At 70.1% G+C, this 23,146-nt stretch carries 21 protein-coding genes and 3 tRNA genes; 9 read left to right on the top strand and 15 right to left on the bottom strand.

Annotated elements, in window-relative coordinates:
• Positions 1-147 precede the first annotated feature (147 nt).
• The 3 genes from JOD54_RS07660 to JOD54_RS07650 all read right to left on the bottom strand — a co-directional run bounded on the left by JOD54_RS07660 (position 148) and on the right by JOD54_RS07650 (position 2,160).
• Positions 148-220: transfer RNA gene (locus tag JOD54_RS07660), tRNA-Arg, on the bottom strand.
• A gap of 35 nt (positions 221-255) precedes the next feature.
• Positions 256-345: transfer RNA gene (locus JOD54_RS07655), tRNA-Ser, on the bottom strand.
• A gap of 69 nt (positions 346-414) precedes the next feature.
• Positions 415-2,160, bottom strand: a complete 1,746-nt coding sequence (locus tag JOD54_RS07650; RefSeq protein ID WP_372440277.1) for a phosphatidylglycerol lysyltransferase domain-containing protein — start codon at positions 2,158-2,160, stop codon at positions 415-417.
• Between the two features lie 117 nt (positions 2,161-2,277).
• On the opposite strand from JOD54_RS07650, the gene JOD54_RS07645 reads away from it, so the two are divergent.
• Both JOD54_RS07645 and JOD54_RS07640 read left to right on the top strand, forming a co-directional pair.
• Positions 2,278-3,042 carry a CoA transferase subunit A gene (locus JOD54_RS07645; protein ID WP_204449859.1) on the top strand — a complete coding sequence of 255 codons (765 nt, stop codon included), beginning with the start codon at positions 2,278-2,280 and terminating at the stop codon, positions 3,040-3,042.
• A 1-nt stretch (position 3,043) separates the two neighbouring features.
• Positions 3,044-3,697: a CoA transferase subunit B gene (locus JOD54_RS07640; protein ID WP_204449858.1), complete on the top strand. Its 654-nt coding sequence runs from the start codon at positions 3,044-3,046 to the stop codon at positions 3,695-3,697.
• A 31-nt stretch (positions 3,698-3,728) separates the two neighbouring features.
• Here JOD54_RS07640 and JOD54_RS07635 read toward each other — a convergent pair whose 3' ends face one another.
• A complete protein-coding gene (locus JOD54_RS07635) occupies positions 3,729-4,499 on the bottom strand; it encodes an ESX secretion-associated protein EspG (RefSeq protein WP_204449857.1) in 771 nt (256 codons plus the stop codon).
• The gene (locus tag JOD54_RS07630; protein WP_204456136.1) at positions 4,496-5,158 is read right to left on the bottom strand and encodes a dienelactone hydrolase family protein; all 663 of its coding nucleotides are present in this window, start codon (positions 5,156-5,158) and stop codon (positions 4,496-4,498) included. Before JOD54_RS07630 ends, JOD54_RS07635 begins: the two co-directional genes overlap by 4 nt.
• 168 nt (positions 5,159-5,326) lie before the next feature.
• On the opposite strand from JOD54_RS07630, the gene hisC reads away from it, so the two are divergent.
• On the top strand, positions 5,327-6,394 hold the full coding sequence (gene hisC, locus JOD54_RS07625) for a histidinol-phosphate transaminase (RefSeq protein ID WP_204449856.1): 1,068 nt from the start codon (positions 5,327-5,329) through the stop codon (positions 6,392-6,394).
• Here the strand turns inward: hisC and JOD54_RS07620 are convergent, their stop codons facing one another.
• Complete coding sequence (locus tag JOD54_RS07620; protein WP_239573313.1) at positions 6,395-7,159, bottom strand: sulfite exporter TauE/SafE family protein; 765 nt, start codon at positions 7,157-7,159, stop codon at positions 6,395-6,397.
• A 152-nt stretch (positions 7,160-7,311) separates the two neighbouring features.
• Between JOD54_RS07620 and JOD54_RS07615 the strand changes: the two genes are divergently transcribed.
• Entirely contained in the window at positions 7,312-7,743 is a 432-nt protein-coding gene (locus tag JOD54_RS07615; protein ID WP_204449854.1) for a hypothetical protein, read from the top strand.
• Here the strand turns inward: JOD54_RS07615 and JOD54_RS07610 are convergent.
• Positions 7,733-8,416, bottom strand: a complete 684-nt coding sequence (locus tag JOD54_RS07610) for a GntR family transcriptional regulator (protein ID WP_239573312.1) — start codon at positions 8,414-8,416, stop codon at positions 7,733-7,735. The genes JOD54_RS07615 and JOD54_RS07610 overlap by 11 nt on opposite strands.
• Positions 8,417-8,554: 138 nt before the next feature.
• On the opposite strand from JOD54_RS07610, the gene JOD54_RS07605 reads away from it, so the two are divergent.
• Positions 8,555-9,799, top strand: coding sequence for an MFS transporter (locus JOD54_RS07605; protein WP_204449853.1), 1,245 nt, complete (start codon positions 8,555-8,557; stop codon positions 9,797-9,799).
• On the opposite strand, the gene JOD54_RS07600 is transcribed toward JOD54_RS07605, so the two are convergent.
• The 4 genes from JOD54_RS07600 to JOD54_RS07585 all read right to left on the bottom strand — a co-directional run bounded on the left by JOD54_RS07600 (position 9,796) and on the right by JOD54_RS07585 (position 15,428).
• A complete protein-coding gene (locus tag JOD54_RS07600; RefSeq protein WP_204449852.1) occupies positions 9,796-11,451 on the bottom strand; it encodes a hypothetical protein in 1,656 nt (551 codons plus the stop codon). The genes JOD54_RS07605 and JOD54_RS07600 overlap by 4 nt on opposite strands.
• A 52-nt stretch (positions 11,452-11,503) precedes the next feature.
• Positions 11,504-12,154, bottom strand: coding sequence for a carboxypeptidase regulatory-like domain-containing protein (locus tag JOD54_RS07595; RefSeq protein ID WP_204449851.1), 651 nt, complete (start codon positions 12,152-12,154; stop codon positions 11,504-11,506).
• 83 nt (positions 12,155-12,237) lie between these two features.
• Positions 12,238-13,137, bottom strand: coding sequence for a KPN_02809 family neutral zinc metallopeptidase (gene ypfJ / locus JOD54_RS07590; RefSeq protein ID WP_204449850.1), 900 nt, complete (start codon positions 13,135-13,137; stop codon positions 12,238-12,240).
• A 587-nt stretch (positions 13,138-13,724) separates the two neighbouring features.
• Positions 13,725-15,428, bottom strand: coding sequence for a bifunctional metallophosphatase/5'-nucleotidase (locus JOD54_RS07585; RefSeq protein ID WP_204449849.1), 1,704 nt, complete (start codon positions 15,426-15,428; stop codon positions 13,725-13,727).
• Positions 15,429-15,537: 109 nt separating this feature from the next.
• Between JOD54_RS07585 and JOD54_RS07580 the strand changes: the two genes are divergently transcribed.
• The 4 genes from JOD54_RS07580 to JOD54_RS07565 all read left to right on the top strand — a co-directional run bounded on the left by JOD54_RS07580 (position 15,538) and on the right by JOD54_RS07565 (position 16,845).
• On the top strand, positions 15,538-16,008 hold the full coding sequence (locus JOD54_RS07580; RefSeq protein WP_307859874.1) for a MarR family winged helix-turn-helix transcriptional regulator: 471 nt from the start codon (positions 15,538-15,540) through the stop codon (positions 16,006-16,008).
• A 31-nt stretch (positions 16,009-16,039) separates the two neighbouring features.
• Positions 16,040-16,124, top strand: a tRNA-Ser gene (locus JOD54_RS07575).
• Positions 16,125-16,183: 59 nt separating this feature from the next.
• Positions 16,184-16,462: a hypothetical protein gene (locus JOD54_RS07570; RefSeq protein WP_204449848.1), complete on the top strand. Its 279-nt coding sequence runs from the start codon at positions 16,184-16,186 to the stop codon at positions 16,460-16,462.
• Positions 16,459-16,845, top strand: a complete 387-nt coding sequence (locus tag JOD54_RS07565) for a PIN domain-containing protein (RefSeq protein ID WP_204449847.1) — start codon at positions 16,459-16,461, stop codon at positions 16,843-16,845. The genes JOD54_RS07570 and JOD54_RS07565 overlap by 4 nt, the downstream gene beginning before the upstream one ends.
• 56 nt (positions 16,846-16,901) lie before the next feature.
• Here JOD54_RS07565 and JOD54_RS07560 read toward each other — a convergent pair whose 3' ends face one another.
• The 4 genes from JOD54_RS07560 to JOD54_RS07545 all read right to left on the bottom strand — a co-directional run bounded on the left by JOD54_RS07560 (position 16,902) and on the right by JOD54_RS07545 (position 23,056).
• A complete protein-coding gene (locus JOD54_RS07560) occupies positions 16,902-17,444 on the bottom strand; it encodes a snapalysin family zinc-dependent metalloprotease (RefSeq protein WP_204449846.1) in 543 nt (180 codons plus the stop codon).
• A 208-nt stretch (positions 17,445-17,652) separates the two neighbouring features.
• The gene (locus JOD54_RS07555) at positions 17,653-19,263 is read right to left on the bottom strand and encodes an SdrD B-like domain-containing protein (RefSeq protein WP_204449845.1); all 1,611 of its coding nucleotides are present in this window, start codon (positions 19,261-19,263) and stop codon (positions 17,653-17,655) included.
• 144 nt (positions 19,264-19,407) lie between these two features.
• Positions 19,408-21,276 (bottom strand): SdrD B-like domain-containing protein, encoded by a 1,869-nt coding sequence (locus JOD54_RS07550; RefSeq protein ID WP_204449844.1) that lies wholly within the window; start codon positions 21,274-21,276, stop codon positions 19,408-19,410.
• 199 nt (positions 21,277-21,475) lie between these two features.
• Positions 21,476-23,056 carry a M28 family metallopeptidase gene (locus tag JOD54_RS07545; RefSeq protein ID WP_204449843.1) on the bottom strand — a complete coding sequence of 527 codons (1,581 nt, stop codon included), beginning with the start codon at positions 23,054-23,056 and terminating at the stop codon, positions 21,476-21,478.
• Positions 23,057-23,146: the final 90 nt, after the last annotated feature.

The raw sequence follows: 23,146 nt of genomic DNA, 5'->3' as shown, positions 1-23,146 counted from the left end.
GCAACAAACTCGATGCGAGGGCCGAAGGCCCGAGCGAACCACGCTGGGTCGAGAGGGATCGCACCGTGGGGGCCTGGGGGGTCGCCCCCCAGATACAACGCAAACGACCCACGTCCACGCTTTCCGTGGACATGGGTCGCCGTCGTGCGCGCCCGAAGGGATTCGAACCCCTAACCTTCTGATCCGTAGTCAGATGCTCTATCCGTTGAGCTACGGGCGCTTGTTCAGTTGTCACCCGACGGGTCGGGTGTACAGCGGAGGCTCCGGGATTTGAACCCGGGAGGGGCTTTGAACCCCAACCGCATTAGCAGTGCGGCGCCATAGACCAGACTAGGCGAAGCCTCCCGGGGCCCCGTGGCCGCTCGGGAGGTAAGACTACACAGGTGCCTCGACGGAGGGCAAAACGCCCCCCGGTCAGCGGCGTAAGGCGCGCAAAAGTGCTGGTGGGCGGCCGCCGAAGCCCTCGGCTTCGATCGCGGCCAGTGCCACTCGGGGGAGGTCGCGGACGGCGGGGAAGATCAGGAAGCGGGGGTTCCAGGTGGGGCCGAACTTGGCGTTGAAGCGGTAGAGGGTTTCGATCTGCCACCAGCGGCTGCCGACGCGCAGGGCTTTGGCCCAGAGGCGGGCGACGGGGCCCGCGCCGATGCGGCCGCCGCGTTCGATGGCGGCGCGGAAGACGGCGAAGTTGAGCGATACGCGGGTGACGCCCAGTGCCGGGCAGGCGGCCAGCAGGTCGGCGATCATGAGCTCGTTGAGGCCGTTGTCGCCGGTGGCGCGGTCTCGGCGCATGAGGTCGAGGGAGAGGCCGTCGCGGCCCCAGGGGACGAACTGGAGCAGGCCGGTGACCTCGCCCTCGCGGCTGGCGGTGACCAGCACGCAGTCGGGGTCGTCGGGGCCGGCCAGCCGGGACAGGGCCATGGAGAAGCCGCGTTCGGTCTCGGTGCCGCGCCAGTGTTCGGCCAGGGTGGACAGCTGGGCGCGTTCGTCGGCGGCCAGGTCGGCGGAGCGTCGGACGGTGACCTCGTAGCCCGCGCGGCGGAGCTTGGCGACGGCCTGCCTGACACCCCGCATGGAGCGGCCGTCGAGGGTGAAGCCGGGGACGTCGACGATGGCTTCGTCGCCGAGTTCGATGGCGTCGAGGCCGTAGCGCACCCAGACCGTGGCGCCGCGTTCGGAGCAGCCGATGACGGCCGGGATCCAGCCGTTGTCGCGGCAGTCGGCGAGGAACAGCTCGATGGCGCCCGGCCACGCCTCCAGGTCGCCGAGCGGGTCGCCGGAGGCCAGCGCGACGCCCGCGAGGACCCGGTAGGGCACCGCCGCTTTGCCGGACGGGGAGAACACGACCGACTTGTCCCTGCGCAGCGCGAAGTAGCCCAGCGAGTCCTCGGCGCCGCGCGCGGCCAGCAACTCCCGGAGTCCGCCTTCGGCCCCCGGGGACAGGCCCTGCTTGGGCTCGGCCGAGCGCAGCAGGTAGTACCCGCCGAGCAGCAGCGCACCGACGCCGAAGGCGAGACCAATGGCGGCGCTGAGGTCGTCGAGCCACGGCACCGGCTGCACCGGGCCGGACACCCCGATCAGGGCGAGGAGCGCGTGCAACGCCCGGTCGAGCAGGGGGGCGTTGTCGGTGAAGCGGGCCGGGGTGGTGCTCAGCAGCACGAGGTTGGCCAGGAACCCGGCCACCCACAGCTGCAGGGTGACCCGGACCGCCCGCCACTTGCCGTGCACCGGGTCGGGTTTGGCGGTGAAGTGGCCGCGGGTGGCGATCAGCGCGACGCACAGCACGAGGGCGGTGACCCCGGAGCCGATGCCGTGCCGCCAGCCGAGGTGGGCCAGGGCGATGAGGCCGGTGACCACGACCGTCACCTGCCAGGCCCTGCGCTTGCGCCTGCGCAGGGCGGTGGCGAGCATCAGCAGCATGACGCCGCTGGCCAGGACCACGACGCCCGCGGCGACGGTCGCCTCGGTGGGCAGGTCGAGCCAGCCGCCGATGGTGTCGCGCAGCCTGCGCCTGCCGACCGGGAACACCACCGAGACCACGGCCAGCAGCCCGACCACGCGCGTCGACCACGTCAGCAGCCGCAGCGTCAGCTCGTCACTCGGCCGCCACCGGCGCCCCTCAACCCTGGGCCGCGATGCGCGGCCGTCTTGCTCCACACCCACGTGCACAGTGTCCACGCCCACCGGCCAACGGCGATTCATGGCGATTTCGACCACATCGGCAACCGGGTCCGCCCCGCTAGAGTCGCCGGTGCCACACCCAGAAGGAGGGGCACACACATGGACAAAGTCGTCCCCAGCGCCGCGGCGGCCGTAGCCGACATCCCGGACAACGCGACCCTCGCCGTCGGCGGGTTCGGTCTCTGCGGCATCCCGAGCGCGCTGATCCAGGCGCTGCTGGCCAAGGGCGTCACCGGCCTGCAGGTCACGTCGAACAACTGCGGCGTCGACGACTGGGGCCTCGGTCTGCTGCTGCGCGAGAAGCGCATCTCCAGGATGACGAGTTCCTACGTCGGGGAGAACAAGGAGTTCGCCAGGCAGTACCTGTCCGGGGAGCTCGAGGTCGAGCTGACCCCGCAGGGCACGCTGGCCGAGCGGCTGCGCGCGGGCGGCTCCGGCATCCCCGCCTTCTTCACCCGGACGGGCGTCGGCACCCAGGTCGCCGACGGCGGTGTGCCGTGGCGCTACGACGACGCGGGCAACGTCGCGGTGTCCTCCCCGGCCAAGGAGGTCCGCGAGTTCGACGGCCACGACTACGTCCTGGAGCGGTCCATCACCACCGACTTCGGACTGGTCCGCGCGTGGAAGGGCGACCGGCACGGCAACCTCGTGTTCCGGGACTCCGCGCAGAACTTCAACCCCCTGTGCGCCATGGCGGGCCGCATCAGCATCGCCGAGGTCGAGGAGCTGGTTGAGCCGGGTGACCTGGCGCCGGTTGAGATCCACCTGCCGGGCATCTTCGTGCAGCGCGTAGTGGTGCTGACGCCGGAAGAGGCTGTCGAGAAGCGCATTGAGCGCCGGACCGTCCGCACGAAGGAGGCCTGACATGGGACTGACCCGCGAGCAGATGGCCGCCCGCGCGGCGGCAGAGCTGTCCGACGGCTCTTACGTCAACCTCGGCATCGGACTGCCGACCCTGGTGCCCAACTACGTCCCGGACGACGTGGAGATCGTGCTCCAGTCCGAGAACGGGATCCTCGGCGTCGGCCCCTACCCGTGGGACGGCGAAGAGGACGCCGACCTCATCAACGCGGGCAAGGAAACCGTCACCCTCCGCCGCGGCGCCTCGTTCTTCGACTCGGCCCTGTCCTTCGGGATGATCCGCGGCGGCAAGGTGGACGCGGCGATCCTCGGCGCCATGCAGGTGTCCAAGGTCGGTGACATCGCGAACTGGATGATCCCCGGCAAGATGGTCAAGGGCATGGGCGGCGCCATGGACCTGGTGCACGGCGCCAAGAAGGTCATCGTGCTGATGGAGCACGTGGCCAAGGACGGCACCTACAAGATCGTCAACGAGTGCTCGCTGCCCTACACCGGTCTTCGGGTGGCCCAGCGGATCATCACCGACCTGGCGGTCATCGACATCACCGACGACGGCCTTGTGCTGCGCGAGGTGGCGCCCGGGGTGAGCGTGGCCGAGGTCAAGGAGAAGACCGAGCCCGAGCTCATCGTCACCGACGTGGTCGAAGCGGCGGTCTGAGGCGACGGGGGCGGGCCTGCACCCGCCCCCTTCAGCGCGGGGTGACCGAGTCGACCAGGTCCCGCAGCCGCTGGGACAGCCGGGGCGTGTCGGCTGGCGCGAGGGTCAACCAGTCCACCCCGTCCCGCTTGGTCGGCAACGCGAGGTAGCGGCCCGCGGTCGTGTCGAACCAGTTCACCACGTCGGTGCGGGTGCGCCTGCCCATCCGGTCGACGCTGTTGGCCGCGATCTGGCCGCCGCCGTGACGCGAGTTCTCCACCAGGGTCGCGATGGTCCGCATGTCCCTGCCGGTCACCCCGCCCTGGTTGAGCGCGGTTTCCAGGCCCGCGAAACCGGAGTCCACGTAGGCGTCTATGGCGTTGTGGAACACCGACTTCGCCAGCGTCACGGCCGTTCCCGGGCCCGGGTCGGCGTCGGGTAACAGGGCCACGATCTCGGCGACGATGGCACCACCACGCAACTGCCCGATGCGGATGCGCTCCCCCATCTGCACGGCCAGCACGGTCCGGCTACCGCGCCCGGCGCCGAGCACCCGGACGTGACGACCGACCGAGAGCAGCCCGTCGACGCTGTAGTCGTGCTGGGCGAGCACGGTCAGGGAGTCCTCGAGGTCGCGGTCGAGGTCGGTGCCGTCGTGCAACCCGCGCGCGGTCAGGCCGTTGATGACTTCCTTGCGCAACTGGTCCCGGTCGTCGGTGGTCTCGCCGAAGGAGGGCACGTCGAGCGGGTACGGCCGGTCGGACCGCCCCAGCGCCTCCCAGAGCAGGTCGAACTCGACCAGCGTCAGCGATGCGATCCTCACCGCAGGTGGGCGTCGAACCAGTTGAGGGCTCGGGCCCAGGCCTCGGGGGCACCCGGTTCCGGCCGGTAGCGCACGACGTCGGTGGCGATCTTGGCGGCGGCGGCCGCCTCGCGCAGCTTCTCCACGGTCGCCGTGTCGCTGTCCTCGCGGTAGAGGCCCAGCCACGGCACCCGCAGTTCGCCCGCGACCTCGATCAGCGCGGGCAGGCCGTCGGAGAGCGGCTCCAGGATCCCGTCGCCGGACACCGTGACCGCGGCGCCGATGTCGCGGCTGGCGGCGACCACCAGGGCGACCGAGCCGCCGAGTTCGAAGCCGATCACGCCGATCCGGTCCGCGGCCAGGCCGTGACCGGCCAGCCAGGCGAACCCGATGTCGGTCGCGGCGAGCACGGACTCGCCGGAGAGGCCGCTGACCTTGTCCCGCGCCTCGTCGTGGCCGATCTCGGCCGACCCGGCCTCACCCGGGTACAGGTGCGGGACCACCACCAGCCAGCCCTCGCCCGCGAGTCTGGCGACCATCGCGGTCGTGGTGTCAGTGATCCCCCTGGCCTCGTGCAGCACCACGAGGCCGCCTCTGGTGACCCCGTCGGGCTCGGCGTAGGTGAGGCGCAGCGCACGGCCGTCATCGAGCCGGAAGTCCTCTGTGCGGGTCTGGGCCATGACATACCCAACCATGCCGGGGTTAATAGCAGTCAACGTGATCACACGCTCACCCGTCCGCAGGAAAACCCGCATTTTCACCTGGTGAGCCGTGCTCGAATATCGGACGCTTGTGTCCGCTCGATAGCATGGGGGCCTGGAGCCATTTTGGACTCACGAGGAGCATCGATGACCGTGCGAACCCGCGCCGACCTGGACTCGCTGCCCGGCTACATCCCCGGCAAGAGCGTGCCGGGGGCGGTGAAGCTGGCCAGCAACGAGGTGTCGCTCGGCCCGCTGCCCAGCGTGGTGACCGCGATCGCCGAGGCGGCCGGGCGGATCAACCGCTACCCCGACAGCGGCGCGACCGAACTGGTGGCCAGGCTCGCGGCCAAGCTGGGCGTCAGCCAGGACCAGGTCACCGTCGGCTGCGGCTCGGTCACCCTGTGCCAGCAGCTGATCCAGGCCACCTGCACCGACGCCGACGAGGTGCTGTTCCCGTGGCGCTCGTTCGAGGCGTACCCGATCCTCACCCAGGTGGTGGGCGCCAAGCAGGTCCGCGTCCCGCTCACCGCGGGGCACGCGCTCGACATCGACGCCATGATCGCCGCGATCACCCCGGCCACCCGCCTGGTCTACGTCTGCACCCCGAACAACCCGACCGGGACCGCCCTGCGCCGCGCCGACCTGGAGCGGTTCATCGACGCGGTGCCCTCGGACGTGCTCGTGGTGATCGACGAGGCCTACCGCGAGTTCGTGGCCGACCCCGAGGTGCCGGACGGGGTCGTGATCGCGAAGGAGCAGTGGGCGCGCGGCCGCGACAACGTGGCGGTGCTGCGGACCTTCTCCAAGGCGTACGGCCTGGCGGGCCTGCGGGTCGGCTACCTGGTGGCGCCGGAGGCGGTGACCGAGACCGTGCGCAAGGTGTTCGTGCCCTTCGGCGTGAACGCGATCGCGCAGGTGGCGGCGCTGGCCTCGCTGGAGGCCGAGGACGAACTGCTGGCGCGCTGCCGCGACATCGTCGCCGAGCGCGGGCGGGTGCGGGCGGCGCTGCTGGCACTCGGGTACGAGGTGCCCGAGACCGAGGCGAACTTCGTGTGGCTGCCGCTCGGCGAGGCCACCGCGGCGTTCAACGAGCACTGCCTCAACCACAAGGTCGTCGTGCGCGCCTTCGCCGGTGACGGCGCGCGGGTCACCATCGGCACCCCGGAGGAGAACGACCTGTTCCTCTCGGCGGCGACGGCCTTCCCCCGGTAACTACTTCAGCAGCAACTGGACGATCGCCACGGTCCCGACGACCACGATCACGCCGCGCAGGACGGTGGGCGAGAGCTTCTTGCCCACCTTCGCGCCGATCACCCCCCCGATCGTCGACCCGACCGCGATCAACGCGAACGCCCACCACGCCACATCGGCGACGAACACGAACACCAGGCCCGAAGCGAGGTTCACCACCGCGGCCAACACGTTCTTGATCGCGTTGACCCGCTGCAGCGACTCCTGCAGCAGGATGCCCATGATCCCCATCAGCAGGATCCCCTGCGCCGCGCCGAAGTAGCCGCCGTACACCCCGACCACGAAGACCGCCGCGAGCAGGCCGAGCCCACCGTGCGGGTGCCGCTCGCCCTGCCGCTCGGCCAACTTCCTGGCCAACCACGGCTGCACCACCACCAACACCAGCGCCACGGCGATGAGAACGGGGACGATCGCCTCGAACGCGCTGGAAGGCAGCACCAACAGGAGAACCGCCCCGACGATGCCGCCGGTGGTGGAGGCGGCGCCCAGGCGGAGCAGGCGCTGCCGCTGGCCGACGAGCTGATCGCGGTAACCGATCGCGCCGGACACCGACCCCGGCACCAACCCCATGCCGTTGGAGATGTTGGCGACCACCGGCGGGTAGCCGACGGCGAGGAGGACGGGGAAGGTGATCAGGGTCCCCGACCCCACCACCGAGTTGATCCCCCCGGCGAGCACCCCGGCCACGAAGACCAGGCCTGCCTCCCAAGGACTCACAGGACACATCCGATCATCCGCACCGCTCCGACCCTAGCCGAGCCCGCACCCCCCAGCCGAGCGTCCCAGACGAGGGCGCCGCGGCGGTGGGGGTGATCCCTGCGGCTGACCGGGGCTTGGTTGGGCCAAGGGGTGCTGGACGGTTGGAGACTGGGGCCCGATTGGCGACTGGAAAGGACAAGGGCAGCAAGGAAGCCGCACAGCGCGGCAGCAGCAGCGCGGCAGCAGCAGCGCGGCAGCAGCAGCGCGGCAGCAGCAGCGCGGCAGCAGCAGCGCGGCAGCAGCAGCGCGGCAGCAGCAGCGCGGCAGCAGCAGCGCGGCAGCAGCAGCGCGGCAGCAGCAGCGCGGCAGCAGCAGCGCGGCAGCAGCAGCGCGGCAGCAGCAGCGCGGCAGCAGCAGCGCGGCAGCAGCAGCGCGGCAGCAGCAGCGCGGCAGCAGCAGCGCGGCAGCAGCAGCGCGGCAGCAGCAGCGCGGCAGCAGCAGCGCGGCAGCAGCAGCGCGGCAGCAGCAGCGCGGCAGCAGCAGCGCGGCAGCAGCAGCGCGGCAGCAGCAGCGCGGCTCAGCGAGAGGGCGGGGGCTGGGTCAGGCGGTGAAGGCGGCGAGCATTTCGGACTTGGCGTCGTCCAGGTACTCCTGCAGTTGGAGTACCGCACCCTCTATGTCGCCTTGGCTCACCGCGTCGGCTATGGCGGCGTTGCGGGTCAGGTACTTCTCGTGGAAGGCGCGGGGGTCGCCCATCTCGTGGAAGCCGAGGCGTAGCTCTGCCGTCAGTTGGTCCATGATCTCGTCGAGGCGGGCGCTGCCGACCGAGGCGACGATGGCTTTGTGGAAGCGCATGTTGGCGGTGCCGACACCTAGCCAGTCCTCAGCCGCGGCGTAGGCGCGGCCTTGGGCGACGGCTTCGGTCATCGCAGTCCAGTTGGGTTCGCGGGAGCGGCGCAGCGCGGTGAGCTCGATCAGGACCCGCACCGTGAACAGGTCGTCGACGTCGGTGGCGGTGAGTACCCGGACGAAGACGCCGCGGTTGACCTTGTGTTCCAGCAGCTTCTCGCGCACCAGCAGCCGGAACGCCTCGCGCAGCGTGTTGCGGGAGACCTCCAGCGGCTCGAGCAGGCTCTCCTCGACCACCCGGTCGCCCGGGCGCAGGCCGCCTTCCATGATCAGCTCGCGCAGCGTGTCCGCCGTTACCTCGGCCGCCGTCCCGTGTGACCGCCGCCGTGCCCCGGCCAGGTCGCGCAGCCTGCCCACCGCGTCCTCGACGCTCAACTCGTCCTCCAGCTCGTCCCGGGTTGTTCAACAATCATACGATTGAACTGTAGGATCGTCCAATTGAAGTATTGTCATATTGTTGAACAATCCCCACACTGGTGGTCACTGCAGGCAAGCGACTGAGTGGGGTGAGTGATGGCACACACGACGGAGCAGGCGGCCACCAAGCGGGGCCGTTGGTGGCGGGACCTGCCGCAGCGCGGCCGCAAGGCGGTGGTCGGGGCCTTCCTCGGCTACGGGCTCGACTCCTACGACTTCTGGGTCCTGCCGCTCGGCCTCACCGCCATCGCGGCGACCTTCGGCCTCAACACCGGCCAGACCGGCCTGCTGTCCACCACGACCCTGGTGTTCTCCGCGGTCGGCGGTGTCGCCGCAGGCGTGCTCGCCGACCGGCTCGGCCGGGTCAAGACGCTGATGATCACGGTCATCACCTACGCCGTGTTCACCGCCCTGTGCGGTCTGGCGCCCAACTACGAAACGCTCCTCGCCCTGCGCGCCATGCAGGGCCTCGGCTTCGGCGGCGAGTGGGCGACCGGCGCGATCCTGGTCGCCGAGTACGTCAACGCCACCCACCGCGGTCGAGCGGCCGCCCTGGTGCAGAGCTCCTGGGCCGTCGGTTGGGGCCTTGCCGCCCTGGTGTCGACGCTGGTGTTCAGCCTGACCGACCCGAGCACCGGCTGGCGCATCCTGTTCTTCACCGGCGCCCTGCCCGCGCTCCTGGTCATCTACCTGCGGCGCGGCCTCCAGGACGCCCCCGTCTTCACCCCGGAGAAGGCCCGCGGCTCGCTCAAGGCGATCTTCCGGCCGGACCTGCTCAAGCGCACCGTCTTCGCCTCGCTGCTGGCGACCGGCTGCCAAGGCGGCTACTACACCCTGGCGACCTGGCTGCCCGCGTTCCTGACCAAGGACCGCGGTCTCACCGTCATCGGCACCGGCGGCTACCTGGCGTTCCTGATCAGCGGCGCCTTCCTCGGCTACCTCACCGGCGGCCAGGTCGCCGACCGGATCGGCCGCAAGGCGTCGTTCCGGCTGTTCGCTGTGCTCAGCGCGGCGCTGCTGCTGGCCTACACACAACTGCCCAGCTCGGTCGGCGGGTACGTGATGTACCTGGGCTTCCCGCTCGGGTTCTGCTCGTCGGCGATCTTCTCCGGCTTCGGCGCGTACCTGGCCGAGCTCTACCCGAGCCGGGCGCGCGGCGCCGGTCCCGGGTTCACCTACAACTTCGGCCGCGCGGGCGGCGCCTTCTTCCCCACCGGGATCGGCTTCATCGCGCTGACCTACGGCATCGGCGGCGCGATGGCCTTCGGCGCGATCGCGTACGGGATCGCCTTCACCGCGCTGTTCTGGCTGCCCGAGACCCGGGACCAGGAACTGTCCTAATAGGAGTGCCCATAGGGGGAACCATGTCCGACATGGCGATGATCGCCTCGGGTGTGCTGATGGCGTGCCTTGGCGCGCTGTGGCTGCTCGGCAAGGCGGAACTGTTCGGCAGGCTGGCGGTGATCGGGTTCGTGCTCGGCTCGCTTGCCACCCTGTCGGTGTTCGTGATGTTCAGCTGAACCAGGTGGGGCGGCACCGCCGCCCCACCTGGTCAGGAAACCCTGCGCCTGCGCGAAAAGACGACCGTCGCTGCGCCTACGAGCACAGCGCCCAGAGCGGTCAGGCCCAGGCCGATCACGCTCGCACCGGTGTCGGCAAGGCCGCTCGGTGCGCGCCCACCCTGGACCTGCGGCGGCACGGGACTCGTCGCGACGGCGGACGTGCTCGGCACGACCGGCTCGGCCGTCAGGACAGAGGGCGTCGGCGACACCGTTGCGGTCGGCGACACTGTCGGGGAGACCGTTGTAGTCGGGGAGACCGTGGTCGAGGTGGTCGGCTGACCGGGTTCCACGGTCGCGGTCGCGGTGATCGGCAGCGGGCCGGACACGGCGTTGGCCACCACGGACCCGGTGAAGCGCACACCGCCCCCCGGCGGTCGCCGGGATGCGCACCGGCACGGTGACGACCTCCTCCTCGCGCGGTGCGATGGCCAAGCCCGGCTGGCCGAGTCCGATCAACGCCCAGTCGGCCTCGACCGGGAAGTCGCCGTCACCCGGGTTGTTGCGCACACCCACACCGGCGAGCGGGTAGTCGCTGGTGTTGAGGAACCTGAAAGTGACCTGGGCGGTGTCGCCCGGGTGGTAGAACTCGCGGTCGAAGGAGACCCGCGCCTGGATCGCCTTGTCCGGCACCAGAACCGCGGGCACCGGCAGGTCGAGTCCGGCCGTCGTCACCGCGACGTAGTCGGTGGATCCGCCCGCCCCGCCGGGGATCTCGTACTTGTCGTTGGTGCGACTGTACTTCAGCACATACCCGGTCGCGTCGATCCCGGAGATGGAGAAGCGACCGTCCGATTCGGTCCGCCGGGCCACGTACACCCCGCCCGAGCGCGCCGACGCGGTCACCTCCACCCCGGGGATGCCCTCACCCGGGTCGACGACGCCGTCGGCGTCGAGGTCGAGGAAGACGGCACCGGTGAGATCGCCGTTGCCCACGACGACGGGGGCGCTCACCGTGGCACTGTTGTTCTCCTGGTCCAACTCGGCCTGGTCGCCCACCGCCGTGACCGTGGTCGTGAGCGCAGGCGCACCCGCATAAGCGAACCCGGTCAGCACGAACTCACGCGTCTGCCCGGGAGCCAACGTGATCCCCCCTGGCCTGCGTGCCCTCGGCAGTCCACCGAGGTCGTGGAAGTTCACCGACAGACCACCGATACCGTCGAGGGTGAACCCGACGCCGGTGGCGATGACGTTGCCGTTGTTGCGGACGGTCACCGTCGCTTTGACCGCGTCGCTGCCCAGGTAGGCGGGTTTGTCCAGCCGCGCGGTCACCAGCAGGTCCGAGTACCGGCCGTGGTGCCGCTGGTCGACGACAACCGGGACGTCCAGCCGACCGGCCGGGGCCGCCGTGATCGGGAACCGCAGCGGCGCCTCGACCGGGGTGTCCACTCGGTACGGTTCGTCGAGCAGCACCGTGTAGCTGCCGACCGGCACACCGGAGAAGTCGATCTCCCCGTCGCCGTTGGCCGTCGAAGTGCCGACGACCTCACCTGTTGGTCAGGATCAGCGTCGCCCTGACGGGGTCGCCAGGTCGGTAGTTCGGCTTGTCCAAGGTGAGCTGCGGGTACACGGCCGCGGACTCGTAGTACCAGGCGGGCACGACGACGTCGGCGTAGGCGTCGCCGGAGATGTAGAGGCGGTCGGGCTGCACACCGCCGACGTCGTACTTCAGATCACCAGGCGTGTAGGTGACGGTGTAGGGGCCCGCGGGGAGGTCGTCGAAGTCGAAGCGGCCGTTGACATCTGTCGTCCTGTCCGAAGTGGACCAGTCGGCGGCCTTCACGACGACCCTGACACCCGGGGCAGGCTCGCCCGGGTCGGGCTTGTTGTTGAGGTTGAGGTCGGTGAACGCGGCGCCGCCGAACTTGCCGGTCGCGGCGGTCGCCACGGGCGCGGTCAAGGTGACGTTGGCGTACGCGTCGCTGTTGTTGGTCACCCGGACCGTGACGGCGATGACGTCCGCAGGCGCGTATTCGGTCTTGTCGAAAGACACCGCGAGCGAGATGTCCGGCCGGGCCGGGGCGGCCCCCACCAGGTCCTGCGCGGTAGCGGGTGCCGCGAGCACTCCCCCGACGGCCACGGCGGCGACGATCGCGCCGAGGCGGGAAGCCGCCCGGCGCGGGAGAATGCGGCGCACTATTACTCCCCAGAACTGAATGTGCGCGCATTTTAGGCATGAATGCGACCAACGCCGCTGTTGCCTTTGTGAGAGGTTTGGGCTTACCCGAGGTTGCGGGCGCTGAACGTGTCGCACTCGGCGGGGTTGCCGGTGTTGATGCCCGCGAGGAACCACTGCTCGCGCTGGGCGGAGGAGCCGTGGGAGAACTGGCTCTCGTCGACCTGGCCGCCGCCGAGGTTCTTCTGGATGAAGTCGTCGCCGATGCGGGCGGCGACGTCGAGGGCGCGGTTGACGTCGTCCTGGCTGATGGAGCGGATCAGCGGCTTGCCGCTGGAACTGGCCGTGGTGGTCGCGTGGTTGGCCCACACTCCGGCGTAGCAGTCGGCCTGCAGTTCGAGCCGGACGCCGTCGGAGGTTGGGCCGGTGCCCGGGCGGACCTTGTCGGAGGTGCCGAGCAGGTTCTGCACGTGGTGGCCGTACTCGTGGGCGAGCACGTAAGCCTCAGCGAACGTGCCGCCCTGGGCACCGAAGCGGGTCTGCAGCTCGCGGAAGAAGGTGAGGTCGACGTAGACCTTGCCGTCGGCGGGGCAGTAGAACGGGCCGACGTCGGAGGTGGCGCTGCCGCAGCCGGTGTTGACCCCGCCGCTGAAGAAGGTGGTGGTGGCCTGCTGGTAGGTGCGGCCGGAGCGGGCGAACTGGTCGGACCAGTAGCCCTGGATCGAGTTGATCAGCGCGACCCTGGCGCAGTCGGCCTTGGTGTTGGCGTCCTTGCCGGTGCGGCACTCCCCGGCCAGGTCGGTGTTGGACACCGACTGGCCGCCGCTGACCGCGTCGGTGCTCAGCGGGGCGCCCGCCGGGACCCCGCCGAGCTGCGAGAGCAGGAAGTACACGATCAGGCCGACGATGCCGAGCCCGCCGCCGCCGAGGGCGACCCGCCCGCCGATCCCCCTGGCGTCGCTCACCTGGGAGGTGTCCAACGCGACGTCGTCGTCGAACTCCACGACTGCTCCCCGTGTCCGCGCCACTGTGCTGTGCGCTCACCAGGGTAGTGGTCGGCGCGGCACTCGGCCGCAGGACACGCGCCTGGGTGCGACCGCCACGCGTGGGCGGTCGCACCCAGGGTCCGTCACGTCGTAATGACCTGCCGCTTCGGCGGTGGCGTGGAGCCCAGCCGAGCGGGTCAGGAGACGCGCTCGATGCGGGGATCAACAGCGTCGAGGTGCCTGACCGGTACGTGTCGCGTACCGCGCACTCGAAGGGATCCGTCGAGCTCGCCGCCCTCATCCACGGCCAAGTCGGTTCTTTCGGCTCAGCCGCGGGGTAGCGGCAGGCGGCAGACCATTACGGGTTTTGACTGCTTCGCCACGGCACCACCTACCCTTTCCCGGCGGGCGCGGTGACCGTTGGTTCGGCTTGTCGCGGTCTTGCCCGGGCCGGCCGTCCACTCCATGGTGCGCCTGCTGTCCCAGATGGACAAGCCGGTAGCGGGCTCTCGAACCGGTGAACTTCGGTAACGCATCCGAACTGGACTGTCCACGACGAACGGCGGCCGCCCCGGATCGGGACGGCCGCCGTTGTGGCACAGCGGTTACGGGGTGACGGTGACCCGGTCGGCCGCGGGCGGCGCGAGGTTCGGGTGCGCGGTCAGGTAGGCGGCGAACGCGTCGAGGTCGACCGGCCCACCGGCGAGGTTGGTGCCCTTGGCGAGCTCGGTGAACCCGTCGCCACCGGCGGCGAGGAAGTTGTTCACCGACACCCGGTAGGCGCCGTTGGGGTCGACCGGCTGGCCGTTGACGGTGATGCCGGAGACCCGGTTGCCCTGGGTGCCCGACTGCGACCAGTTGTACTTCAACGACGCCGACACCTGCAGGAAGCGGGTGATGGTGGTGCCGTTGGGCTGCGGCTGCCACTGCTGCTCGAGCACGGTCTTGAGCTGGGTGCCCGAGAGCGTGATGGTCTGCATGATGTTGCCGAACGGCTGGACGGCGAACGCCTCGCCGTAGGTGACCACACCGTTGCCCTCGCCCGCGGGCGAGCTGGCGTAGGTGAGGTCGGTGCGGATGCCGCCCGGGTTGGTCATGGCGATCTGCGCCTGGTTGTTCTGCGTGGCGGCGAGCTGCGCGTCGGCGATGACGTCACCCAGCGGGGACTCACCGGAGGGGGCCGCGGCGCGGACGAGGTCGGCGGTGATGGTGCCGACCTGGCGGTTGGCGATCGGGCCCGCCTTGGCCACGGCCTCGTCGACCAGCGCCTGCACGCCCGCGTCGGGGGTGATGGTGCGGGTGACGACCTCGTTGTGCGCCACGGTCGCGGTGCGCACGACGTCGCGGGTCTTGCGGTCGATCTTCAGGTCGACCACCGAGAGCAGGCGGCCGAAGGAGGCGCCCTGGATCAGCGGGCGCGGCTTGCCAGCCGGGTCGGTGACCACGCAGTTGTACTGCTGGTGGCTGTGCCCGGTGAAGAACGCGTCGATCGAGGGCGAGGCGGCCGTGGCGATCTGGCGGGCCGGGCCGGGCAGGGTGCGGCAGTCGTCCGGGCCGCCGCCCTCGGTGCTGTCACCCTGGTGCACCAGCGCGACCTGGGTGCGGATGCCAGCCAGGTCGAGCAGCCGGGAGGTGCGGTTGAGCGCCTGGACCTCGTCGCCGAACTTGAAGCCCTTGACGACCTCGGGGGTGACCACCGAGGGCAGGTCCTTGAGGGTGACGCCGATGATGCCGACCGGGATGCCGTCGACGAACTTGACGGTCACCGGCAGCACCGCGGGCAGGCCGTTGTCGAAGGTGATGTTCGCGGCCAGGAACGGGAACTTCGCGCCCCGGTAGGGCTGGTGGAACTGGCAGCCGTCGGTCGGGTGGCAGCCGCCGAACTGGACCCGCAGCAGCTCCGCGTAGCCCTCGTCCCACTCGTGGTTGCCCACGACGCTGGCGTCGACGCCGATCTTGTTCATGAACTCGACGGTCGGCTCGTCGTGGAACAGCGCCGAGGTCAGCGGGGACGCGCCGATGTTGTCGCCCGCGGCGACCACCAGCGAGTTCGGCGACTGCGCGCGCAGGCGGGTCACGTGCGCGGCCAGGTAGGCGGCGCCACCGGCGTCAACGGTGGTCCCGTTGGGCAGGGTCACCCGACCGGAGGACCCGGCGGGCGGCTGCAGGTTGCCGTGGAAGTCGTTGAACGCGATCAGGCGCAGGTCGGCGGTGGTGGCCGCCGGTGCGGCAGAGGCGGTACCGGCCAGCCCGGTCACCGCCAACCCGACCGCGGCCACGACGGCCGCGATCCGCTTCATGACGATCATCAGTCCTCCGTCCAGGCACCGGGCACCCGACCCGGCACAGGGTGCTGGAGTCTGCCGTGATCAGATGGCTAGGACCAGTGCCATGAGGTGAACGCCGTAACCTGGATGCGTGACATCAGTGCGAGCCGAACCGCGGTGGCTGGAACCCGACGAGATGCGCGCGTGGCGGGCGTACGTCATCGGCAGCGAACTGCTGCGCCAGCAGCTCAACCGCGAGCTGCAGGACAACCACGGACTCGCCCTGCCGGACTACGAGGTGCTGGTCCGGCTGTCCGAACGCGAGGGCGGCCAGATGCGGATGAGCCAGCTGGCAGGCCAGCTCGCCTCGTCCAAGAGCAGGCTCTCGCACCAGATCTCCCGCCTGGAGAAAGCAGGCCTGGTCCGCAGGGTCGGCTGCGCGGAGGACGCCAGGGGCGTGATCGCCGAGCTGACCCCCAAGGGCCTGGAGACCCTGCGGCTGGCGGCCCCGGTGCACGTGCAGGGCGTGCGCGAGCACCTGGTCGACCTGATGACCCCGGAGGAACAGCGCGTCATGGCCGGGCTGTTCGAGCGGGTCATCGAGCACCTGGACCTCACCTAGCCGGGTGAGGTGACTAGGCTGGTCCCGGACTGGAGGCGTGGCAGAGCGGCCGAATGCATCCGCCTTGAAAGCGGAAGACGGGCAACCGTCCGGGGGTTCAAATCCCTCCGCCTCCGCTCATACCCTGGACCTGCGGAAACGCGCCGATTGTTAGAAACTTTGTTAAAGTTTCCGCATGGCAGACGAGCAGGTACCGGGCGAGGGCGCCACCACCGTCGTCTCGGTGTCGATGCACAGTGGCACGATCGGCGCCGTACGGGGCCGGGTTGGTCCTCGTGGTGTCTCCGCCTACATCGAGGCCGCGGTCCAACGGCAGATCGAACGCGACAACCTCGATGAACTCATCGCCGCGGCCGAGGCCGAGCACGGTCCAGTCACCGCGGAGGAGATCGAAGCCAAGCGTCAGCAACTCGCCCGGCTGCGCGACGGGCAGCACGGCGCCGGTGCCGCGTGACGCTGGTGTTGGACAGCGAAGGACTTGCCAAGGTGGTCCTCCGCGATCGGGAGCTGACATCCTGGCTGGCCGCGGCACGCGCTGCCGATGAACGGGTGATCACCAGCGCCGCGACCCTGGTCGAGGTGGTCCACCCCCGGATCAACCGGGCAGCGTTCGACTGGGTGATCTCCCGCTTGTCCGTTGAGCCGGTCACGGCCGAAATAGCCAAACAAGCGAGCGTTCTGCTCGAGCGCGTCGGATATCACGGCCACAAGTACGCGATCGACGCGATGCTGGCCGCCACCGCGCTGGCGGCTCGCGGACCGACAACGGTCCTCACCTCCGACCCCGAAGACATCGAGATGCTGTGCGGTCACCTGGTGACGGTCGTGAAGGTGTGAGGACGCCTTGAAGGGCCCGGGTAGCTGCCGCTACCCGGGCCCTGGTCGTGGTGGGGCTACTGCTGGATCGACCAGACCTCGGGGGCGGTGAAGCCGTTGGCCCACATGCGCTCGACGGACTGGCGCTCCTGGGAGTTGGGGCTGGCGTTGTGGCAGGAGGTGCCCGCGCCGCCGCCGGACATTAGTTCGGAGCAGGGGCCCTGGTAGTGGTCCTTGAGGCCGAGGGCGTGGCCGGTCTCGTGCGCGGTGATGCGGACCTTGTCGTACTTCGACATCTGCTGGTAGTCGATGTAGATGGTGCCCTGGCCGTGGCCGTTGGTCACCGCGTGCGAACCCTGCTGGCCGTAGCTGCCCTCGACGTAGCGCAGGGTGGCGTTCGCGCACTCCTTGAGCTGGACGTTGCGGACGGCCTCGTTCCACTTGCCGAGGCCCGCGATGATGTACTGCCGGAACTGGGGCGCGCCGGAGGTGTTGACGCACACGGTCTTGGCGGCGGCGGAGGCAGCGGCGGGCGCCTCGGCGGAGGCGGCGCTGGCGACGACCGGCATGGCGAGCACGGCCACGCCGACCGCGCTGATGAACAGGGATTTGACCGACATCTGAAACTCCTTGTCAGCGGGACGATGACAAGGATCACCATGACAATCCCGTTTCCAGCGCGGTACATGTCAATAATTCATAGGCGTCGCCTATATGGCCTTCGACCAGCAGGAACATGCCTCAATCACGACATTGTCGAGTGATTCCCATTTATCGAAGGCGCCGAAAGAATGTCACTTCCGGTACCACTTGGGCGATTTGTTGGAATTACGCGACTCGTGTGCGGCGGGCGGCCAAGGTGGTGGCGGAACCGAGCAGCAGGGCCAGCGCGCCGAGGGCGGTCAGCCCGAGGACGTCGGCGCCGGTGTCGGCCAGACCGGGCCCGGGTCGGGGCTGGGGCGCGGGGTCCGCGGTGGGGACGACCGGGGTGGTGGTCGGCGGCGGAACCACCTCGACCTGCTCCTCGTGCACCTCGGGACCGGGCACCAGCGAGAGCTGGTACTCGCCGCTGGGGCAGTAGCGGCAGGGGCCCGGGTAGAACGTGCCGCCCTCGCGGACGAACTTCCACGGGCCGTAGACGCGGAACTGGTACGGGGCGGCGGGCAGGTCCTCGAAGGTGACCCGGCCGTCGGCGTCCGAGCGGCCCTTGGCGACGAGCTCGCCGCTGGCCACGTCCACGACGCCGATCGTGACGCCTGCGAGCTTCTCGCTGGGCAACGGGGTCAGGTCTTCGTCGTGGTAGAGGACGACGCTGAGGTCGTCGGGGGTGGCGGGGACCCTGGCGTCGGCGGTGACGACGGGGTTGCCCGCGGTCGGGTCGTCGGCGAGACCGAGGTAGCAGACGTGGGAGACGAAGCCGCCGTCGAGCGTGCCGGGCGGGACGGTGCCGGTGATGGTGAACGTCCGGGTCTGGCCGACGGGCACGTCGACCCCGGCGGACAGGGCACCCAGGTCGACGTGGTCCAGACCGGCGCCCGGGTCCTCGTTGTCCGGCCGGTGCAGGCAGAACGCCTTGACGCCGGTGAGGTCGGTGGTGCCGTTGTTGGTCATCGCCAGCGCGACCTCGGCGGGGTCGCCGACGTCGTAGACGTACTTGGTGAACTTCATGGTCGCCGACAGCTGCTCGGAGAACGGCCGGACACCGCGCACCTTGAGGTCGGCGGCCCGCCCGGTGCCGTCCGCGACGGCGTCGATGAACGTCGGGTGGAAGAACCAGCCGCCGGGCACGTCCTCCAGGCGCAGCGAGTAGACCTGCAACGACAGGTCGTCGAACCGGAACCGACCCGAAGCATCGGTCTTCGCCAGCTTGATCCCGGAGATCGCGTGCAGCACGAGCTCGACGCCTTCGATCCCCTCCCCCGGGTCCGGCACGCCGTCGCGGTCGACGTCGCCGTAGATGAGCCCGCCGACGGTGTCGGTGCCGGTGGCCGGGTCGATCAAGGGGACAGTCAGGTCGGTGGTGGCGGTGTCCACGTCGGTCACAGCGGTGTAGAACCGGGCGACCGGGGTGCCGGTGAACAAGCCGACCACGGCGTTGATCGTGGCGGTGTAGTGGCCGCCCGCTGGCACGGTCGGCGCGGGGCCGCTGGAGTGGCCATTGGACAGCGGGCCCCAGTCCTGCGCCGAGATCAGCAGTGTCGAGCCCGACACGGGGAACGAACCCGCGCGCACCCCGACCGCGTCGGCGTCACCGGAGTTGGTGATGGTCAGCTCGATCGGGATCTTGGCGCCGACCAGGTACGGACCACCGGCGACGGAGGCCGAGATCGCCAGCCGCGCCCCGACCGGTGCCGCCGGTTCTTCCGCGTGCGCTGTGCCCGCCAGGGCGGCGGTGAGCGCGACGGCGATGAGAAGTCCACGGCGTGCCGAACCGAACATGATCAATCCCCCAGAGCCAAGAGCCAATTCCTCCGCACCGTAACCGAAAGGCCGACCGGCGACCAGCACCCGGCAATTTGGCCCGAAAACTCAACAACGGGCGACCCCTGCGATTGCAAGGGCCGCCCGTTGTGCGCGATCAGATCAGGCGGATCGCCTGCGGGTCGCGAAGGTCGCGCCGAAACCGACCAGCAGCGCGAGGGCGCCGAGTGCGGTCAACCAGAGCACGTTCGCACCGGTGTCGGCCAGATCCGTGCTTGGCCGGGCTTGCGGCGCGGGGTCGACGACGGTGGTGGTCTCGACGGGGACCGCGGGGGGCGTTGGCTGCGGGGTGGTCGGCTGGGGGTCGGGGCTCGGCGTGCCGGAGGTGGGCAGCAGCGGGTAGGCCATTTCGGTCGCGCAGTTGGCACACGCGCCCGCGTACACCAGGGCACCGTCGCCGTAGACGGGCTTCCACGGGCCCAGCACCTTGATCCGGTACGGACCGGCGGGCAGGCCGCGGAACACGACCTGACCGCGCGCATCCGTGGCGAGCACGGCGGCGACCTCCTTGGTGACCGCGTCCACCAGGCTGATGCTCAAGCCCGGGATCGGCTCGCCCGCATCGACGTTCCAGTTCTCGTTGCGGTCGTTGTAGAGGACGATGCTCAGGTCGGCGGGCGGCGCGGGGACCCGCGCGACCACAGAGGCCATTGGACGACCAGTCAGGTCGTCCTGATCGATGCCGAAGTCGCAGTCGAGGACGACGGCACCGTATTCGCCTGCTTCAGCGGAGACGTCGCCGGTGAGCACAGCGATGTAGTCGTCGCCCGCGGGCACGGTCACGCCCGACGCGAGGTCGCCGAGGTCGACCGCGCGCAGCTCCGGCCCCTCGCCACCGCTGCGGTCGCACTCGGCCTTGACGCCGGTGAGGTCTGTGGTGCCCCGGTTGCGCAGCCGCACCACGAACTCGGCGCGGTCGCCGACGTTGTAGACGGGCTTGAAGAACTTCATGGTCGCCGACAGCTGATCGCTGAGCGGGCGAACACCCCGCAACTGGAGGTGCGCACCGGATCCCTGACCGTCCACAATGGTACTGACCACACCCGGGAGCACCCAACCGTCCGGCACGTCCCAGAAGGACAGGTTGTAGGAACCCAGTGGCAGAGCGGCGAACTGGAACCGGCCGGTCGCGTCGGTCGTCGTCTTCCGGCTCAGGGCACCCAGGGAGATGGAGACCTGGACGCCCTGGAGCCCCTCACCCGCGTCCGGCGACCCGTTGCCGTTGCGGTCGCCGTAGACGAGGCCCGCGGCGGTGTCAGTGCTGGTGCTCGGGTCCACCAGGGGGATGGTGATGGCGGTGACCGCGGCGGGGGCATTGGTCGCGCTCACGGTGAACACGACGTTGGGCACAGAGTTGTACCAAGCCTGGACCTGGCCTTTGAGGTTGACCACCAACTGGTCGCCCGCGGGCACGGTGGCGCCCTGCGGACTGGACCAGGCCAGGTCGCCCCACTGGTCGGAGTTGACCAAGAAACCGGAACCGGACTGCGTGTAGTCGTTGGCCCGCACCCCGACTGCGTCGGCGTCACCGGTGTTGGTGATGACCACCTGGACCGGGATCTGCTGGCCGACCAGGAACGGCGCGGCCGGAGGGGTCGCCGAGATCGACAGCACCGGAGCGCTGGCGGCAGCGGGCGCGGGCGGCGCCTCTGGTTGCGCGGCGACGGTGGGCTGCGCAGGCACAGCCTCCGGCTGCTCCGGGCTCGCGGGCGCACTCACCGGAGCGGCAGGAACCGGGTCTGCGGGCTCCGGTTCGGCGGGCGCGGGAACGGCGGGAACGGCGGGTGCGGGCTCGGCGGGCTCCGGGGCCAGCTCAGCCAGGGCGGGGGCGGCGGGTGATTGCTCGCTCACCCGCGCCTCCGGCGCGGCGGGCTCCTCGGCGTGGGCCGTGGCGGACGTGGTCGCGGTGAACGCGAGGGCCGCCAGCACAGCCAGCGACTTTCGCGCAGCACGGCGCGCGGAAAAAATCATTGTTGGATCCCCAGGTAAGCAAACAAGTGCCGCAACAAAGTAGCCGAAGCCGAGCATTAGTCAAAGAGATGGCAAACACACCGAACAGCCCCAGTAATGGATCACTCACCCCGAGTGCTGACGATCAATTCGCCGGAAGATCACAAAAGAAACGAGGCCCCACCGGGAATCCGGTGGGGCCTCGTTCGAAAGCGGTCTATCAGATGGCGAGCTCGTTCACGTGGATGCAGCCCGCGCCGTGGGCGGCGGCGGTCTCGTCCTCGTGCACCAGCTGGGCGCGCATCCGCGACTTGGCGGCGACGCGGGCGTCGGCGCGGGCGGCGCGCGGGGGAACGCCGTTGATGTCCTCGGTGCTGATCGCGTAGGACGCGGTCACCCAGGCGATGGCGTCGGAGTTGCGGTCGAGGGCAACGCGGTCGATGTTGCCGAGGTTGTCGCCCTTGCCGTGGTAGTTCTTGTCGTAGGCGACACCGGCGAGGCCGCCCCACTTGTCGGCCTGGGCCTGGGTCTTGAGCTGCTCGGCGCCGGTGAACAGGCCACCAGCGGGGATGCCGTTGAGGATGAACTCGCCGTAGTCCGAGCGGCCGGTGAAGTCGGTGCCCTCGGTCGGGGTGCCCGTGGTGTTGAGGAACGAGTGGAACGCCGCCTCGATCTGCGCCGAACCGTAGGGGCCCTCACCGGCACCGACGTTGTCGGAGTTGTCGCCGTCGTAGACGAAGTAGCCGGTGTTCGGCGAGGCGATCATGTCGAAGTTCAGGTACAGCGCGATGTCGAGCTGCTGCTCGAAGGTCAGCGACTGCACGTACTTCTTCGACCCGACCAGGCCGAGCTCCTCGGCGCTCCACCAGGCGAAGCGGACCGCGTTGTTGACCTTCGGCGAACCGCCGAGCTGCAGCGCGGTCTCCAGCAGCGCCGCGCTGCCCGAGCCGTTGTCGTTGATGCCGGGACCGGCCACCACGCTGTCGAGGTGCGAACCGGCCATGACCACGTTGTTCTTGCGGCCGGTCTTGGTCTGGGCGATCACGTTGTAGGAGGTGCGCTCCTCGCGCAGCGCGCGCAGCTCCACGGTCGTCGCGGCACCGTTGGACGCGGCGGCCAGGGCCTCGCCGTCGGCCTTGCTGAGGCCACCGGTGGGGATCTTGGCGTTGGCCGGGTCGCTGAGCGTGCCAGCGAGGGCGCCGTCGACGTTGTTGTAGACGATGGCGGCGACCGCGCCCGCTTCGGCGGCGAGGCGCTGCTTGTCGGCGAACGAGCAGGCGCCGCGCTGGACCAGCGCGATCTTGCCGGTCACGTTCAGGGTGGCGTAGTCAGCGGCCTCGCAGCCGGGGGTCGCGTCGACCGGGACCACCGCCAGCGGCGCGGTGATGCCGCCGACCGGGGTGGACAGGCTGTAGGTCATGATCGAGATCGGCACGCTCCGACCGGCCACCGACAGCTTCTCGGCCAGCGTCTGGACGAAGGTGAACGGGAACGAGTGCCTGCTGACGTCGAAGCCCGCCGCGAGCAGCTGCGACTCGACGTACTCGGCCGACTGCGCGTGACCGGGCGTGCCGGCCGCGCGGGTGCCGCCGTTCTTGTCGGCGATGCGCTGCAGCGCGATGAGGTGCCGGTTGACGCCCGCGCCGGTCACCTTCTTGACCAGGTTCTTGGCCAGCGCGGGGCCGTCGGGGATCTCGGCGGCCGCGACGGGCGCCGCTGAGGACGGGATCGTGGTGAACGCCAACGCGCCGGTGGCCGCGAGGATGGCGGCTCCGACCCGTAGCGTCTGACTCTTGGGCATGCAGGTCCCCTCGTTCACGGGTAGGTGCGACCGCGAACCGTGACCTCCCCGAAGCGGTCCGTGTTCCGGCGTGGGGCCCACCCTCGCCCG

This window comes from Actinokineospora baliensis (assembly GCF_016907695.1).
Lineage (GTDB): Bacteria > Actinomycetota > Actinomycetes > Mycobacteriales > Pseudonocardiaceae > Actinokineospora > Actinokineospora baliensis.
The sequence above is the reverse complement of the archived record's forward strand: the minus strand, read 5'-3'. Positions and strand labels throughout refer to the sequence as shown.

Excerpts from the sequence above, each read along its gene's own strand:
- JOD54_RS07630 (WP_204456136.1), bottom strand. The coding sequence starts at position 5,158 with ATGGCCCAGACCCGCACAGAGGACTTCCGGCTCGATGACGGCCGTGCG.
- JOD54_RS07550 (WP_204449844.1), bottom strand. The coding sequence starts at position 21,276 with ATGATTTTTTCCGCGCGCCGTGCTGCGCGAAAGTCGCTGGCTGTGCTG.
- JOD54_RS07570 (WP_204449848.1), top strand. The coding sequence starts at position 16,184 with ATGGCAGACGAGCAGGTACCGGGCGAGGGCGCCACCACCGTCGTCTCG.
- JOD54_RS07555 (WP_204449845.1), bottom strand. The coding sequence starts at position 19,263 with ATGTTCGGTTCGGCACGCCGTGGACTTCTCATCGCCGTCGCGCTCACC.
- JOD54_RS07605 (WP_204449853.1), top strand. The coding sequence starts at position 8,555 with ATGGCACACACGACGGAGCAGGCGGCCACCAAGCGGGGCCGTTGGTGG.
- JOD54_RS07645 (WP_204449859.1), top strand. The coding sequence starts at position 2,278 with ATGGACAAAGTCGTCCCCAGCGCCGCGGCGGCCGTAGCCGACATCCCG.
- JOD54_RS07640 (WP_204449858.1), top strand. The coding sequence starts at position 3,044 with ATGGGACTGACCCGCGAGCAGATGGCCGCCCGCGCGGCGGCAGAGCTG.
- hisC (WP_204449856.1), top strand. The coding sequence starts at position 5,327 with ATGACCGTGCGAACCCGCGCCGACCTGGACTCGCTGCCCGGCTACATC.
- JOD54_RS07560 (WP_204449846.1), bottom strand. The coding sequence starts at position 17,444 with ATGTCGGTCAAATCCCTGTTCATCAGCGCGGTCGGCGTGGCCGTGCTC.
- JOD54_RS07545 (WP_204449843.1), bottom strand. The coding sequence starts at position 23,056 with ATGCCCAAGAGTCAGACGCTACGGGTCGGAGCCGCCATCCTCGCGGCC.
- JOD54_RS07585 (WP_204449849.1), bottom strand. The coding sequence starts at position 15,428 with ATGATCGTCATGAAGCGGATCGCGGCCGTCGTGGCCGCGGTCGGGTTG.
- JOD54_RS07620 (WP_239573313.1), bottom strand. The coding sequence starts at position 7,159 with ATGTGTCCTGTGAGTCCTTGGGAGGCAGGCCTGGTCTTCGTGGCCGGG.